Here is a 15,675-nt window from a genome sequence, read left to right on the forward strand (position 1 = left end):
TTCCCTGTTGATTACTTGAAGAAGTGTTCGAAGGCTTCACTCGCGCGCTGCACATTGTCGACCAGGGTTTTCACCTCGGTGACGACGTTGGTCAGGCTCGAGTCGGCGCTGAGGGCGCCAAACATGTTGTAAACGGTCTGCCCGTTGGGCATCGACTCGATACCGATTGACGACAGCGGGAACATTTCCCGGCTGCGCAACACGGCGTCGTTGAAGGCCGCTACGTTCGAGATCGAATCGATGTCTACCAGTACGGTGTCGACGATGATCTGCTGGCCGGCCAGGGCGATGTGAATCGGCAGACCGCCGAATTCGTTCATTTCCAGCTTGATGCTGGGTTCGGAGCTCTGGATCAGCGACAGCGTGATCTCTTGCGAAGCCACCTCGTCCAGAGCCTTGAGGGCGTTGAAGAGGCTATCGATGGTCCAGTTGTTGCCTGCGCTCATGTAATTCTCCGACATGAAAGAGCCAGCCAGAATCGGTTGGCGTAGCTGTTGCTCCATTTGCTTGAGCAAGCTTCGGTTTTCGGGAAGCACCCAAGTTTCGTGTTTCACATAACCGGCAGCGGCCAGGCCTGCGCGCATCTGCTTCATATAGAAGCTCGACGGTTTTTTCGCTGACGGTTTCGCGCGCTCTCCCTTCGGACTCTCTGATTTCGCTGTGGGGGAACGGCTTTTCATGGCAATGGCTCGGTTATGAAAATCTCACGCGTGAGCCACACTACAACCAATTCAAAGTGCCATCAATGGCTCACGCGTGAGATTTTCATGACAGACGAAAAAAGGCCCGCAACAGGGCGGGCCGGCTATTTTTGCAGAATGTGACTCAGCGATTGGCGGCGAGGAATTCGTCGGTGGAGACCACACTGGCGTAGGCGAATCCCAGCGCCGACATGAAGGCAGCGTGCACGTGGGCCGCCGGCACCGTAAGACCATTGAAGTCAAGATCGCGGCTGGCGCAGGCATCGTGAATCACGGTGACGGTATAGCCCAGATCCGCTGCCGCACGGGTAATGCCGTCAACACACATGTGGCTCATGCTGCCGACGACTACCAATTCCTTGATGCCTTGTTCATCAAGGATCGCTTGCAGTTCGGTTTCGCGGAACGAGTTGACGAAATGCTTGAGCACTACCGGTTCATCGACGCGATTCAGCACCTTCGGATGCAGCTTGGCGCCGTCCGATCCCGGGGTGAAAAACGGCGCATCCGCCGAGGTGAACTCATGACGAATGTGCACCACCGAATCACCGGTATCGCGGAACGCGGCGATCAGCCGGGCGGCGTTGTCGGCGGCGGCATCAGCACCGGCCAGCGGCCACTTGCCTTGGGGGAAGTAGTCGTTCTGGATATCGACTACGATGAGCGCTTGCTTGGCCATGGGTGTGTCCTCGATGTGTTGGCTGGAAGTGGCTTTAGTATTGGCGCTGGCCGACATTTCGTGGATTGGCCGCACCGACAATAGACAGGGGAAAACTGACAATGGGCGCAGAAAGGGCTGCCATCGCTGAACTGGGCGTGCTGATCTATCCCGGCGCGCAGATGGCAGCGGTGCATGGTCTGACTGATCTGTTTGCGGTGGCCAACCGGATTGCCGCCGAGCAGCAGGCTGCGCAATTGCCGCTGCTGCGCGTTAGTCATTGGCAGGTCGAAGGTGATCAGCCGCCGACGCGCACTTACGCCAGTCATGCGGGTGACGACAGCGCTTTTCTGGCGGTGCTGATTCCGCCATCGATCGGCGGGTTTTCGGCGGCGCAAACCTCAGCCAGCCTGATGCAATGGCTACGGGATCAACATGCACTTGGCGCGACGCTCGGCGGCGTCTGTGTGGGCTCGCTGCTGTTGGCTGAAAGCGGTTTGCTCGACGGCCGCAGCGCCACCACTCACTGGACTTCGGCCAAGGCCTTTGCCGAGCGTTACCCGAAGATCAAACCAAGGCTGATACGCCGATTGTCGATGACGGCGACCTGATCACCACGGCCGGATTGATGGCCTGGTCGGAACTGGGTTTACGCCTGGTCGACCGCCTGCTCGGGCCGAGCATTGCTACCGCCACTGCGCGATTCCTGGTGATCGAGCACAGCGACAGCGCCAGCGAGTGCGGCAGTAACTTCGCGCCTATTCTCGGGCATGGCGATGCGGCGATTCTCAAGGTGCAGCACTGGCTGCAAAGCACCGGTGCGACGGATGTTTCGTTGACGGCGATGGCGGAGCGGGCCGGGTTGGAGCGCACATTTCTACGGCGTTTTCGCGCGGCGAGCGGGTTGAAACCGACCGAGTACTGCCAGCATCTGCGGGTCGGCAAGGCGCGCGAGATGCTCGAGTTCAGCAATGGCACGATTGATCATATTGCGTGGACGGTGGGCTATCAGGATCCGGGCGCGTTTCGCGCGATCTTCAAGAAGATTACCGGGCTGGCGCCGAGTGATTATCGGGCGCGGTTTGGTGTGACCCCGTTTTCGAAAACGTCGAATGCCTAATGTGGGAGCGAGCCTGCTCGCGAAAGCGCTGGTCAGCAAGTTTGATGTCGACTGACCCGACGCCTTCGCGAGCAGGCTCGCTCCCACAATGAACTTCACAGGGCCATAGATCGTGCAATTTGCCGGGGTTTGGCGCGCGGTCGTGCAGATTGAAACAGGCGTGGTGCCAGCACGATTCCGGCAAGTTTCTGATTGGACTAGGATTTTTGTGGAGCGGCCGTTGGCCTGATCTCTGCACCGCTCATCGCTACAGTCATCGATAGAAGGGGACCGCATGACCCCGACACCCCGCAGGAAAATTGTCGTCGCCCACTCGGTGCGCCCTGACGCGCCGCAGCATGAGGTGCAGACCAACAAGGCCCTGGCCCGCTGGCTGGCGCAGATATCAGGGTTTGAATTCGGTGGCAGTTACGACGCTGCGAAACATCAGGGTCGCGATCTCTACCTGTTGCCAACGCAAACCATCGTTGGCGCCGACCAGGCCCGTGAGCTCGGCATCAAGGGCCCGGACGATCTGTGGGGCGGCTTCGTCGAACACGATTTCATCTGCACCAAAGCGATCAGCCATGGCCTGCGCAGTCATCTGGCCCACGCGCCGCAAGGTTGGTCACCGCTGTTTTCCGAGCGGGTGCGCAATGTCGTGCTCGATGGCCTCAGTGTGTTTGCGCTGGCGGATGCGCGGCCCGCCGCCGAGCATCTGCTGTACAGCGGTCCCATTCGCCTGAAGCCGATTCACGCCTGCGCCGGACGCGGCCAGGAAGTGATCAAAAGCCTCGACGCCTTCGACGAAGTTCTCGCTCGACCTGAAGCCGCGAAGTTGTTCAGCGCAGGCGTGGTGCTGGAGCAGGACCTGAGCGATGTCGTCACCCACAGCGTCGGCCAGTCATTCATCGGCGATAAAGTGCTGAGTTACTGCGGTGATCAATACTTGACCAAGGATGCCCACGGCGAAGAGGTTTACGGCGGCTCGAACTTGCTCGTGGTGCAGGGTGGTTACGACGAGCTGCTGAGGCTGGATCTGCCTGACGATGTGCGTCTGGCCATCGAGCAGGCGCAGGTTTTCGACGCTGCCGCCAATGAAGCCTATCCGCGCTTCTATGCCTCACGGCGCAACTACGACATCGCCCAAGGCCGGGACAGCAACGGCAAAACCCGCAGCGGTGTGCTCGAACAGTCCTGGCGCATGGGCGGTGCCAGCAGTGCTGAGGTTGCGGCATTGCAAAGTTTCGTCAACGATCCGGGGATGCGCGCGATCCGCGTGTCTTCGGTGGAAACCTATATCGATCAGCCGCTGCCGGCGGACGCCATCGAGGTCTATCGCGGGCCGGCTGAGAACAGCGAATTTCTCCTCAAATACGTAACGGTCAAATCCTATGACGGCTAGAAGCGAAAGCATTCAAATCGACATTGATGATGAACAGATGAGCGGGACATTTCTCAGTCCAAAATCGAAAGTCCCGGGGGTGTTGTTCGTACACGGTTGGGGCGGCAGTCAGGAACGTGATCTCGAGCGGGCCAAAGGCATCGCCGGTCTCGGATGTGTCTGTCTGACCTTCGACTTGCGCGGACACACCGGTGGCACCGGGATCCCGCTGACCCGCGTTACCCGTGAAGATAACCTGCGTGATTTGCTCGCTGCCTATGACCGCTTGCTGGCGCATCCGGCGCTCGACACTTCCGCGATCGCCGTGGTCGGCACCAGTTATGGCGGTTATCTGGCTGCGATCCTGACCTCGCTACGCCCGGTGCGCTGGCTGGCGCTGCGGGTGCCGGCGTTGTACCGCGATGAGCAATGGCACACACCCAAGCGTGAGCTGGATAAAGCGGATTTGCGGGATTACCGCAGCACGCTGGTGCGCGCTGATAGCAATCGCGCCTTGCACGCCTGTTCGCAATTCACCGGGGATGTGTTGCTGGTGGAATCGGAAACCGATGACTACGTGCCCCACGCGGCGATCATGAGTTACCGCGCAGCGTGCCAGCAGACCCATTCACTTACGCACCGGATTATCGATGGCGCCGATCATGCGCTGAGCGAGCCTGTGTCGCAGCAGGCGTACACCTCGATACTGGTGGACTGGATTACCGAGATGGTCGTGGGTGAACGGTTGAGCATTATTCAGTCTGCATGAGCTGTAGTGTTCTTTCGGACGCCTTCGCGAGCAAGCTCGCTCCCACAGGGATCGCGTTTCAAATACGGGAGCGAGCTTGCTCGCGAAGAGGCCATCAACTTCACCCAAAAAATCAGGAAGGGTTCTTCTCGATCCGCAGCGCCTTCGCCTTCGCTTCAACCACCAGATACATCACCACCGTAATCAACAGCGGCAGCAGAAAATAAATCGCCCGATACGCCAACAGTCCTGCAACCAGACTGCCACGTGAAGCCTCGTGTTGCAGCAATGCCACAAACACTGCCTCCAACACCCCAAGCCCCGCCGGAATATGCGTAATGACCCCGGCGATCGCACTGATCAACAGCACCCCCAGCACCAGCGGATAATCCAGTTTGCTCGGCAACAAGGTGAAAATCACCGCCGCCATCAGCGACCAGTTCAACGCCCCCAGCAGCAATTGCAGGACGGCCATGCGCAGCGACGGCAGATTGATTTCCACCCCGCGAATTGACCATTCACGGCGCTTGGAGAACTGACACGCCGCCAGATAGCCGGCGCTGATCAGCAGTAACAGAACACCAATGCCTTGCAACGCCGCGCTGCTGATTTTCCAGCCCGGCGGCATTGTCACCAGCCCACTGCTGAACACCACGCCGGCAATGGTCATGTAGCCAAACCAATTGGTCGCCAGGCTCAGACCGAGGATCTTGGCGATGTTGCCTTTGCTCACGCCAAGGCGCGAATACAGCCGATAGCGCATGGCGATACCGCCGACCCAGGCACTCAGATTGAGGTTGAACGCATAGCTGATGATCCCCACCGGCAGAATCTGTTTCCAGGTCAGGTCCTGACGAATGTAAGTGCGGCCGATCAGGTCGAAACTGGCATACACCAGAAAGCTCAGCAGGGTCAGGCTGGCGGCGATAATCAAGGTGCGCACTTTGAAATCGGCGAGGGTTTGCAGCACCTCGGCCCATTCGATGCGCGTGGCGAACATCGTCAGCAACACGATCAACGCGAGGAAAAACAGCAGCGTCAACGGACGCTTCCAGCGGCTCCATTTCGAGTGCGTTGCTGGCGTCGAATGCTTGGCGGAATGCGCCTCGGAATGGCTCATGAGCGGTCACCTCGAAACGGCTTGAGCCTAGGTTTGTGCGCCGGCAGCCAACCCGCCATCGCCGGGAAATGCCGCAGAAAGTGGAACACCAGAAAACCCACAGTCATGTGCCAGATGCGCCCACGTGGCGACTGGCTGGCGTCCATGGCTTTGCAGTGGTTTTGGCTGAGGTCTTCGAGGCGCTCGAACAAATGCTGATTGAAGGCGCGGTCGCGGATCAGCACGTTGGCTTCAAGGTTCAGCGACAGGCTCAGCGGGTCGAGATTGCTTGAACCGACGGTGCTCCATTCCTCATCGACCAGCGCGACTTTGCCGTGCAGCGGGCGCTGGCAATATTCGTGAATCTGTACGCCGGCCTTGAGCAAATAATCGTAGGTCATGCGCGCCGCGAGTTTGGCCACCAGCATGTCCGGCTGGCCTTGCAGAATCAGGCGTACCTCGACCCCGCGCCGCGCCGCATTACGGATTTCCCGCAGCAAGCGGTAACCGGGGAAGAAGTAGGCGTTGGCGATCACCACGCGGCGTTTGGCGCGGCGCAGTACCTGCAAATACACGTCTTCGATATCACTGTGGTGCTGGTCGTTATCGCGGAACACCAGGCGCACCTGACCATCGTGATCAGTGAAGGCCATCTCGGCGCGACGCTGGCGCCGGCGTTGCCACCAGAAACGTGCGCGTCCGGGGCGACCGCTTTGCAGCAGGGCGAAGTGATGAATGTCGGCGACCGCCGGACCCTGCACTTGCACCGAGTAGTCCTGCTTGGCTTCGGGACCGAAATCGGCCAGGTGATCGCCGGAAAAGTTGATCCCGCCAATGAACGCGATCAAACCGTCGACCACCACGATCTTGCGGTGCAAACGGCGGAACCAGTTGGTGCGAATGCCCAGGCGTTTCGGCGCCGGGTCGAAGATCTGCAAATGCACCCCGGCTTCGCTCAACGCGGTGAGATAACCGGTGGTCAACTCGCCACAACCAAAGCCGTCGAGGCTGACGGTGGTGCGCACGCCGCGCCGGGCGGCGTCGATCAGAATCTCCTGCAACTCGGCACCGACCTTGTCTTCGAAAACGATAAAGGTCTCGAGGAGGATCTCACTCTTCGCCGCGCGCATCGCTTCGAAGACTCGCGGGAAAAATTCTTCACCGTTTTCCAGCAGTTCGACACGGTTGTTGCCCTGCCAGTGATACTCGACATCGACCTGGCCGGGCTCGCGTATCGGCGGGGTGATGGCGATCGGTTCCACGGCGGATTTCTCCAGTGGTGCGCTGCTCATAGTTCGATCTCCACCGATAACGGAACATGGTCGGAAAGGTGCGACCAGGGGCGGTTTGCCAGGACTTTCGGCAATCTGGCCTTGAGATTGCGCACGTAAATGCGGTCGAGCCGCAGTGTCGGCAGGCGCGCCGGGAAACTGCGCGCCGGTTTGCCCTGCTGCTCGGCAAATACTTCGCGCAGGCCACAGGGTTTGAGTTGCGCATCGGCGCGCTGGCGCCAGTCGTTGAAGTCGCCGGCAACAATCACCGGTGCGTCATCCGGCAGTTCTGCCAGGCGTTGCATCAGCAATTGCAGTTGCGCATTGCGATGACTTTCGCGCAGACCCAGATGCACGCAAATGGCATGCACTTCGGTGCCGTCACCGGGCAGGCGTAGCACGCAATGCAGCAGACCACGGTTCTCGTGGCCGCTGATCGACACGTCGAGGTTGTCGTGGCGGATGATCTGGAATTTCGACAGCAGTGCGTTGCCGTGATCGCCCTCCGGGTACACCGCGTTGCGCCCATAGGCGAACTGCGGCCAGAGGCTGTCGGCGAGGAATTCGTACTGCGGCATCGTCGGCCAATTGTTGTAGCGCTTGGGATGCTGTTCATGGGTGCCATGAACTTCCTGCAGGAACACCACGTCGGCCGCGACGCTGCGCACCGCTTCGCGCAACTCCGGCAGGATGAAGCGTCGGTTGAGCGCGGTAAAACCCTTGTGAGTGTTGACCGTCAGCACCGTGAAGGTGCGAACCGAAGGCGCGACCACCGAGCCTTCATCCGTGAAGCCGACCGGTTCTGGAATGCTCATGGCAGTACCCCTTCGGCAACAGGTTCACCGGGGGCGGTGGCGAGGTCTTTATCCAGTTCGAAGCGATGCAGCAGATCGCGTGCGTCGTAGGGCGCGCGGACCTTGATGTCGTTGTCGAAGTAGCAGAACACTTCGCGGGATTTGCGTACGCGTGGCTTAAGGCGTGGCGCAATCAAATGCGCGTCTTTGGGTTGCTCGCCGTGGTGCCAGGCGTCAATGCGCTCGGCCCAGCGCTTGAGGGCCGGCGCGGTGTAGCCACTGGCGTAAAGCTCTTCAGCGCCGTGCAGGCGCAAATAGACAAAGTCGCTGGTGAGGTCTTCGCGGTACGGCCATTTGTTGGCGGTGTCGGCGATCACCAGCGCGGTGTTGTGGCGTTTCAACAAGCGCACGAACTCTGGGTCGATGAAACTTTCGTTGCGGATTTCCACAGCATGGCGCAGCGGTTTTTTGCCGTAGGCTTTCATGCTCGCGTGGCCGTGCAGGTGCGAATCGTGCTGATGGGCGAGGGTGGCGGCGGCTTCAGTGTCGTGGGGCAATAACGAGAGGAAGTGTTCGAAGCGCTCAGGCTCGAATTTGAAGTTTGGCGGAAATTGCCAAAGGATCGGCCCGAGCTTTTCCTTGAGTTCCAGCACACCGGAGGCGAAGAAATTCGCCAGTGGTTTTTCGATCTCGCGCAAGCGACGGATGTGGGTAATGAAACGTGGCGCCTTGACGCTGAAGACGAAATCGTCGGGCGTTTCGGCGTACCACTGGGCGTAGCGTTCGGGCCGTTGCAGGGCGTAGAACGATCCATTGATTTCGATGCTGTTGACCGCTCGCGAGGCGAACTGCAATTCGCGTTTCTGCGCCAGTCCCTTGGGGTAGAAGTCCCCGCGCCACGGTGCGTAGCGCCAGCCGGAAATACCGATGTGAATCGTTGCCATGCCGCCCTCCCGTCGAAAGTCCTCGTGTTGCCAGTGTCTTTTGATGACTGCGGGCGGTTGTGGAAAGTTTCGACGGTATTACCGACGGTCACGTCCAAGGCGAAGATCAAAAGCGTTCCCCCTCACCCCAACCCTCTCCCCCAAGGGGGCGAGGGGGAAGGGAGCTGATCTGCAGAGTTCTCAGGGTTTGAGTTCGCCTCACAAGGGATAAGGAAGCTGGTCCTTTATGGTTTCCAGAACTTGAATTCGACTCCGGACTTGCAGGTCGATGTACTTCTAGTATTCAACTCGGTCAGCTCCCTCTCCCTCTGGGAGAGGGCTGGGGTGAGGGCGCTCTTGAACTTGCCGTACAAATATCGATCAGTTCCTTACAGGTTCAGTCACGGGAGATCGGAGTTTTGATCAAGTTCAGGATCGCCATTGTGCTGGGAGCACTGCTGTTTCTCGGCGCCAGTGAAATCGACGCCGCTGCACTGCCGGGCGTCCCGGCCGCCGCCGAAGAGGCGGCCAAACCTGAACCGATTGTGCAGGGCGGCCTGCTCGGTGCGATCAGTTCGAGCATCGACGACGTACAGGACAAACTCGACCTCAACGAGCATCTGGTCGACGCCTGGCGCCTGCGCGCCGATCGCGCCGCCGATGAGGTCGACAAACTGGTCAATCAACCGTCGAACCGTTCGGGCTGGAGCATTACCGGGGATTTCCTCACGCTGTCGGGAGTCTGGCTCGGCAGTTTCGCGTTATTGACCGTGCTGGGCAGCCTGTTGGCCAAGCGCCTGCGCGAAGGGCGCTGGTTGCGCACCCGCCAGCGCAGCCAGGATCTGCTCGGTTATTTGCTGCCGTACACCGTGCCGGCGCTGATCTGCCTGCCGCTGACGCTGTACGTCAGCCATTTTCTGCAAGCCTCGGTAGGGCGCGCGCTGGCGCTGTGTCTGGCCTACGCCACCAGCAGCGGTATCTTTTCTACCTCGATGTTGCTGTGCGTGGTGGTGATGTTCAACGTCGGCCATAAGCGTCCGGCGGCGCGGATCATTCGTGATTATTGCCCGCGTCCGCTGTTCCTGATCGGCTTCCTCGCGGCGCTCAGTGATGCGCTGACCAGCCCGCAGATCGCCCGGCAGTTGGGCGGCAATATCACCAGCAGCATTGCGGTGTTCACCGGGCTGATCGCCTCGATCATTTTCGGTCTGCTGGTGATTCGCCTGCGTCGCCCGGTGGCGCACCTGATCCGCAATCGTTCGCTGAGCCAGCGCTTGAAACAACCCTCGTTGCAGGAGTCGCTGCGGATTTTCTCAGGGCTGTGGTATTGGCCGATCGTGCTGATGGTGCTGGTCTCGGCCGTCAATCTGATCGGCATCGGCGAGGACAATCAGAAGGCCCTGCGTTGCGCGTTGTTCACCACGGTGCTGCTGATCGGTACGGTGTTCCTCAGCACGATCCTGCAGCACTTGTTCAAGTCGCGAAAAGCCGAAGCGATCCAGCGCAGCAGTGCTTACAAAGAGCGTTTTCTCAGTCTGCTTCACGCGTTGCTGCGGATCGTCATCGCCATTGCCTTCATCGATATTCTCGGGCGGATCTGGGGCGTGTCGCTGCTCGATTTCGCCCAGAGCAGTACGGTCGGACGAGCAATCAGCAACGCGCTGAGCAGCATCGGCCTGATCTTCCTGGTGACGTGGCTGCTGTGGGTGGTGCTCGACACGGCGATACAGGAGGCGCTGAAACCACCGGTCAGCAAACGCGGCGCACGCCAGCCGAGCACGCGGGTGAAAACCATTCTGCCGCTGCTGCGCAACGCGATCAAAATCATCCTCGTGGTGATCTGCGCGATTACCACCATGGCCAACCTTGGGATCAACGTTGCGCCGTTGCTGGCTGGCGCCGGCGTGGTCGGTCTGGCCATCGGTTTCGGTTCGCAGCAACTGGTGCAGGACGTCATCACCGGGCTGTTCATCATCATCGAAGACACGCTGTCGATTGGTGATTGGGTGGTGCTTGATTCCGGGCATGCCGGCACGGTTGAAGGGCTGACCATTCGTACCCTGCGTCTGCGTGACGGAAAGGGCTTTGTGCACTCGGTGCCGTTCGGCCAGATTAAGGCGGTGACCAACCAATCGCGGCAGTTTGCCTTTGCGTTTTTCTCAGTGCAGTTCACCTACGACACGGACGTGGATAGAGCCATCGAGCTGATTCGCGAGACCGGCGATTCGATCCGCGAAGACCCATTCCTCAAGTACAACCTGCAAGGGCCGCTGGACGTGTTTGGTGTGGACAGGATGGATTTGAACGGCGTGGTGCTGACGGCGCAGTTCAGAACGGTGTCGGGTGGGCAGTATGCGGTGAGTCGGGCGTTCAATCAGCGTTTGAAAAAGCTTGTGGATAACAGCCCGGTGGTGCATTTCGCGCAGACTTATCCACAGCAGGTTTTGTTGCCGAAGCGGCAGCAGGAGGGTGAGGTAATGGCGAGCGAGTTGCCGCAGGAATCGCGGACTTAACGCAAGATTATGTGGGGCAGTGCCGGCCTCTTCGCGAGCAAGCTCGCTCCCACAGGGGAACGCGGTCACAATGTGGGAGCGAGCCTGCTCGCGAAGACTTCAGCCCAAACACCCTTAATGCCGGATCAATTTGCCGCGCACCTGCTCCATCGCAATCTGATCCAGCTCCAGCCAAAACTGCTGCTTGCCGGCAATCTCCGCCGCCGCCGGCAAACCATCGCGATAAACCAACCGATTACTCACCAGTGCCGGCACCTTCACCCCCGGCAACAACGTCCCGGCCAGATTCAGCGGATCCACCCCGCACACCGCAACCAGACTGCCGTCATGCGGCCGCCGCCGCACTTCGCGCAATAATGGTATCGCTTCGGGCAAGGCAAACTGTTCCCCCGCCAAACCACTGACAAACCGCCCGCCACGAATTTCGCCCCGCGCTTCCAGCCGATGAAACGTGCGCAGCAATTCCCGCCAACTCGGTAGCCAATCCGCCTCGCGTTCCAGCAGCCGCCAGAACACCACGCCGTAACGCCGCAACAAGGTCATGGCTACGTGTTCCAGCGTCTCGCTGTTATCCACAGCCGCGCCACGCCGCAACAACGCCCAGCGCCCGGCGTCATCCATGCCGCCGACAAACGCGCCGCGCCCGCGCCGACTGCTGCGCTGCTGGCGCTTGCTCGGCGGGGTGATCAACGCGCGCAATCCGGCAAAGCTGTCGGCGTTCACCAGGCCGGCGCCGACCAGTTCCTGCAAGGCGATTTCCAGTTCCGTGCGTAGCAGGTGCGCTTCATGAATCAGCTCATCAAAAAACAGCGCGCCGTGCTGACTCAAGGCTTCAAACACCTTTTGAGTTTTCGGCGACAGCTCGCTCACAGGTGTCTGTTCGGCCAACGCACTCCACAATCCGACCTGACTGCGTGGCAGCAACACAATCGGCGTGCTGCGCAACGCCGTGCCACTGATTTTTTGCCGGGCGCTGAGACGCGTCCACACCAGTTTGCCGTTGCGGCACAGATCATCCAGCCAGCTCGGCGAATAGTCTTTCAGGCGCGTCGGGAGAATGTCGCTGTCCCACGCCGAAGCCGCCGCTGCGTAGCCTTCGAACTGGCCGACAATCGCCGTCAACACCGCGCTGCCCTGGCCGCGAGTCGCGGGCGACAAATGCTGCCAGTCGAACAGGAAACGCATGAAATCCTGCAACGCCACCGGTTCGATTTCCCGGCGCAGACGCTTGACCGTGTAGCGATGAATGCGCGCGAGCAGATGCCGTTCGCACCATTCTTCTACCGCCAATCCCGGGGTGAATTGGCCGCGCAGCACATAACCTTCGCGTTCCAGTTGAGCGAGCGCTTGAGCGACTTGAATGGTCGGCAGCGCAAGAGGTTCGGCAATTGCGGTTATCGGTAACGGGCCGAAGGCACCAAGACGGGCGCGGAGCACTTCGATCAGCGCCTCATCGAATGTCCAGGTTTCAGCGAATCCCGGTAACGCCTCCAATTCGGGTTGAAGTTGGGCCTGTGGATAAAGTGCTTGCAGGCAAGTCAGACGTTCGCGGGCCAGCCACACGCAATGCTCCGGATCTATTTGCAATCGGCAGGCGCGACCGCCGCTGGCCAGAGCATCCCGCCAACCTGCGTTCGCATGCAGTTCAGCCTCGCTGATGCACGCCAGGCTCATCAACGCCTCGTGCATTTCATCCACAGTGTTCGGTGTCGGCCAGGCTTCTTCGCGCACAGCGTTGATGGCGTCCGCGTCCAGCGCGCCGAGATCATCGGTCGATTGTGGATCGCTCCAGCGGCGGTTGATCACTGCTTGAGTGCGACGTTCTTCCAGCGGTGCATCGTCGAGAAAGGTGTAGGGCCGCGCGCTGAGAATCTCCGCCGCGAGCGGCGAGGGCGCCGGCAGATCGCGGCTGATCAGACGCACTTCGCCACGCTCCATGCGCCGCAGCAGATTGAGCCAGCCTTCGCTGTCCATCGCCTCGTGCAGGCAGTCGTCGAGGGTTTGCTCGATCAATGGATGTTCGGGGATTTCCCGCTCACCGGCGAGGTTTTCCAGGCAGGCAATCTGATCGGGAAACACGCTGGCAATCAGGTCCTCGCTTTTCATCCGCTGCAACTGCGGGGCGACTTTGCGCCCGCCGGTAAAACGCGGCAGCGCCAGCGCCACGCCGGCATTCCAGCGCCAGCGTACGCCGAACAGCGGCGCATCGAGCACCGCTTGAATGAGGATGTGCTCGGCGCTGTTGCTGTGCAGGTAACGCCAAATGTCATCCAGTTCAAAACTGTGGCTGGTGGACAACGACAGGACGATCGCGTCTTCGCTGGCGGCAGCCTGCAATTCGAAGTTGAAGGTGCGGCAGAATCGCTTGCGCAGGGCCAGGCCCCAGGCGCGGTTGATGCGGCTGCCGAACGGCGAGTGAATGATCAGTTGGGTGCCACCGGATTCGTCGAAAAAGCGCTCCATCAGCAGCGTGTCTTGCGAGGGCAGGGCGCCGAGGGTCTGCCGGGCGCGGGCGAGGTATTCGACCAGTTGTTCGGCGCTGGCGCGGTTGAGGCCGAGGGTGTCGATCAGCCAGTCGAGCGCCGGTTGCAGGTCGCCGGGGCTGGCGCCGAGCAGTTCGTCGAGCTGCGCTTGCAGACGTGCGACAGCCGACGACAACTCATCGCTGCGCCCCGGTGCTTCACCGAGCCAGAACGGAATGGTCGGCGGTTGGCCGTGGGCATCCTCGACCCGAACCTTGCCGGTTTCCACGCGCAGGATCCGATACGACGTATTGCCGAGCTGGAACACGTCGCCGGCGATGCTTTCCACGGCAAAGTCTTCGTTGACGCTGCCGATGTTCAGGCCTTGCGGCTCGAGCATCACGCTGTAATCGGCGTTGTCGGGAATCGTGCCGCCGCTGGTCACGGCAGTCAGTTGCGCGCCACGCCGGCCACGCAAGGTGCGACTGACGGCGTCGCGGTGCAGATAAGCGCTGCGGATGCCCTGTCGACCGTTGTAGCCTTCGGCGAGCATGCTCAGCAGGGACTGATAGTGTCTTTCGTCGAGATCACGATACGGCGAGGCTTGGCGGAACATCGCCAGCAGGGCATCCTCCGACCATTCCTGACAGCTGACTTCGGCGATGATCTGTTGCGCCAGCACATCCAGCGGCGCGATGGGGATGTGCAGGGTATCGAGTTCGCCACGGCGCACGCAGTCGAGCAGGGCGGCGCATTCGATAAGGTCGTCGCGGGTGATGGCGAACAGCCGACCTTTGGGCGTGCCGCCGACCTGGTGCCCAGAGCGACCGACCCTTTGCAGAAATCCGGCGATGGAGCGCGGTGAAGCGATCTGACAGACCAGATCGACTTCGCCGATATCGATGCCCAATTCCAGCGAGGCGGTGGCGATCAACACCTGAAGCTCACCGCGCTTGAGGCGTTGTTCGGCGTCGAGGCGAAACTCCTTGGCCAGACTGCCGTGGTGCGCCGCCACCGCGTGCTTGCCGAGGCGTTCGCTGAGGTGCCGGCTGAGGCGCTCGGCCAGTCGCCGGGTGTTGACGAAAATCAGCGTGGTGCGGTGCTCGCGGGCAAGTTCCGCGAGGCGGTCGTAGACCAGCTCCCAGACATCGTTGGCCATGACTGCCGACAACGGCACCGGCGGTACTTCGATGCCCAGATCCCGTGGACGCGCGTGGCCAATGTCGATGATTTCGCAGCGACGATCATGACCAACCAGAAATTGCGCCACGGCTTCGACCGGTTTTTGTGTAGCGGACAGGCCGATGCGGGTCAGCGGTTCGGCGCACAACGCTTGCAGGCGTTCAAGGCTCAGCGCCAGGTGGCTGCCGCGCTTGCCGGCGGCTATTGCGTGGATTTCATCGATGATCACCGTGCGCGTGGTGCCGAGCATTTTTCGTCCGGATTCGGAGCCGAGCAGCACGTAAAGCGATTCCGGTGTGGTCACCAGAATGTGCGGTGCCGATTTGCGCATGGCCGCGCGTTCTTTCTGCGGGGTGTCACCGGTACGCACGGCGGTGGTGATTTGCAGTTCGGGCAGGTTCATCTGCCGCAGTTGCCCGGTAATTCCGGCCAGCGGGTTTTGCAGGTTGATGCGGATGTCGTTGGACAGCGCTTTCAGCGGCGAAACGTAGACCACCAGGGTTTCGGCGGGCAGACCGTCGGGGTTTTCCAGGCCACGGTGGACGAGGTCGTCGAGCACGGCGAGAAATGCAGTGAGGGTTTTTCCGGAACCGGTGGGCGCGGCGATCAGTGTCGAACGACGCTGGCGGATCAACGGCCATGCGCGGGCCTGGGCGGCGGTAACCGTCGCGAATGTGTGGCTGAACCAGGCGCTGACGGCGGGGTGAAAGCCTGCCAGGGCCGCGTCCGTGGGGATGGGCAGATTCATGATTTAAGTTATGCGGGCGCGGGTGGGAAGATGCAAGTACCGCTGGGATCTTCAGTGTCTGGCCGGACCCCTTCGCGAGCAGGCTCGCTCCCA

At 60.7% G+C, this 15,675-nt stretch carries 10 protein-coding genes and 1 pseudogene; 4 read left to right on the top strand and 7 right to left on the bottom strand.

The genetic code is table 11. From position 1 onward, the window contains the following. Positions 1–11: 11 nt before the first annotated feature. Positions 12–680: a YjfI family protein gene (locus tag L8H52_RS09745; protein WP_242206876.1), complete on the bottom strand. Its 669-nt coding sequence runs from the start codon at positions 678–680 to the stop codon at positions 12–14. 145 nt (positions 681–825) lie between these two features. Further along, on the bottom strand, positions 826–1,380 hold the full coding sequence (locus L8H52_RS09750; RefSeq protein ID WP_242206877.1) for a cysteine hydrolase family protein: 555 nt from the start codon (positions 1,378–1,380) through the stop codon (positions 826–828). A 101-nt stretch (positions 1,381–1,481) separates the two neighbouring features. Here L8H52_RS09750 and L8H52_RS09755 point away from each other — a divergent pair. The 3 genes and pseudogenes from L8H52_RS09755 to L8H52_RS09765 all read left to right on the top strand — a co-directional run bounded on the left by L8H52_RS09755 (position 1,482) and on the right by L8H52_RS09765 (position 4,611). Then, positions 1,482–2,479: pseudogene (locus tag L8H52_RS09755) on the top strand (GlxA family transcriptional regulator). Between the two features lie 274 nt (positions 2,480–2,753). Beyond that, positions 2,754–3,863 carry a DUF3182 family protein gene (locus L8H52_RS09760; protein WP_242206878.1) on the top strand — a complete coding sequence of 370 codons (1,110 nt, stop codon included), beginning with the start codon at positions 2,754–2,756 and terminating at the stop codon, positions 3,861–3,863. After that, positions 3,853–4,611: an alpha/beta fold hydrolase gene (locus L8H52_RS09765; protein ID WP_242206879.1), complete on the top strand. Its 759-nt coding sequence runs from the start codon at positions 3,853–3,855 to the stop codon at positions 4,609–4,611. Before L8H52_RS09760 ends, L8H52_RS09765 begins: the two co-directional genes overlap by 11 nt. 112 nt (positions 4,612–4,723) lie before the next feature. Here L8H52_RS09765 and L8H52_RS09770 read toward each other — a convergent pair whose 3' ends face one another. From L8H52_RS09770 to L8H52_RS09785, 4 genes are read right to left on the bottom strand one after another with little or no spacing between them, the layout of a single operon-like run. Further along, positions 4,724–5,710 carry a lysylphosphatidylglycerol synthase domain-containing protein gene (locus tag L8H52_RS09770; RefSeq protein WP_242206880.1) on the bottom strand — a complete coding sequence of 329 codons (987 nt, stop codon included), beginning with the start codon at positions 5,708–5,710 and terminating at the stop codon, positions 4,724–4,726. After that, on the bottom strand, positions 5,707–6,981 hold the full coding sequence (gene clsB, locus L8H52_RS09775; RefSeq protein WP_242206881.1) for a cardiolipin synthase ClsB: 1,275 nt from the start codon (positions 6,979–6,981) through the stop codon (positions 5,707–5,709). The genes L8H52_RS09770 and clsB overlap by 4 nt, the downstream gene beginning before the upstream one ends. After that, positions 6,978–7,775 (bottom strand): endonuclease/exonuclease/phosphatase family protein, encoded by a 798-nt coding sequence (locus L8H52_RS09780; RefSeq protein WP_242206882.1) that lies wholly within the window; start codon positions 7,773–7,775, stop codon positions 6,978–6,980. The genes clsB and L8H52_RS09780 overlap by 4 nt, the downstream gene beginning before the upstream one ends. Next, entirely contained in the window at positions 7,772–8,698 is a 927-nt protein-coding gene (locus tag L8H52_RS09785) for a DUF72 domain-containing protein (protein ID WP_242206883.1), read from the bottom strand. Before L8H52_RS09785 ends, L8H52_RS09780 begins: the two co-directional genes overlap by 4 nt. A 398-nt stretch (positions 8,699–9,096) precedes the next feature. Between L8H52_RS09785 and L8H52_RS09790 the strand changes: the two genes are divergently transcribed. After that, positions 9,097–11,190, top strand: a complete 2,094-nt coding sequence (locus tag L8H52_RS09790) for a mechanosensitive ion channel domain-containing protein (protein WP_242206884.1) — start codon at positions 9,097–9,099, stop codon at positions 11,188–11,190. A gap of 114 nt (positions 11,191–11,304) precedes the next feature. Here L8H52_RS09790 and L8H52_RS09795 read toward each other — a convergent pair whose 3' ends face one another. Beyond that, positions 11,305–15,582 carry a DEAD/DEAH box helicase gene (locus tag L8H52_RS09795; protein WP_242206885.1) on the bottom strand — a complete coding sequence of 1,426 codons (4,278 nt, stop codon included), beginning with the start codon at positions 15,580–15,582 and terminating at the stop codon, positions 11,305–11,307. Positions 15,583–15,675: the final 93 nt, after the last annotated feature.

It is taken from the genome of Pseudomonas sp. CROZ-RG-20F-R04-15, assembly GCF_022662375.1.
Lineage (GTDB): Bacteria > Pseudomonadota > Gammaproteobacteria > Pseudomonadales > Pseudomonadaceae > Aquipseudomonas.

Bases quoted from the DNA above. Each gene is read 5' to 3' on its own strand.
- L8H52_RS09785 (WP_242206883.1), bottom strand. From the start codon at position 8,698: ATGGCAACGATTCACATCGGTATTTCCGGCTGGCGCTACGCACCGTGG.
- L8H52_RS09780 (WP_242206882.1), bottom strand. From the start codon at position 7,775: ATGAGCATTCCAGAACCGGTCGGCTTCACGGATGAAGGCTCGGTGGTC.
- L8H52_RS09770 (WP_242206880.1), bottom strand. From the start codon at position 5,710: ATGAGCCATTCCGAGGCGCATTCCGCCAAGCATTCGACGCCAGCAACG.
- L8H52_RS09750 (WP_242206877.1), bottom strand. From the start codon at position 1,380: ATGGCCAAGCAAGCGCTCATCGTAGTCGATATCCAGAACGACTACTTC.
- L8H52_RS09765 (WP_242206879.1), top strand. From the start codon at position 3,853: ATGACGGCTAGAAGCGAAAGCATTCAAATCGACATTGATGATGAACAG.
- L8H52_RS09795 (WP_242206885.1), bottom strand. From the start codon at position 15,582: ATGAATCTGCCCATCCCCACGGACGCGGCCCTGGCAGGCTTTCACCCC.
- L8H52_RS09745 (WP_242206876.1), bottom strand. From the start codon at position 680: ATGAAAAGCCGTTCCCCCACAGCGAAATCAGAGAGTCCGAAGGGAGAG.
- L8H52_RS09760 (WP_242206878.1), top strand. From the start codon at position 2,754: ATGACCCCGACACCCCGCAGGAAAATTGTCGTCGCCCACTCGGTGCGC.
- clsB (WP_242206881.1), bottom strand. From the start codon at position 6,981: ATGAGCAGCGCACCACTGGAGAAATCCGCCGTGGAACCGATCGCCATC.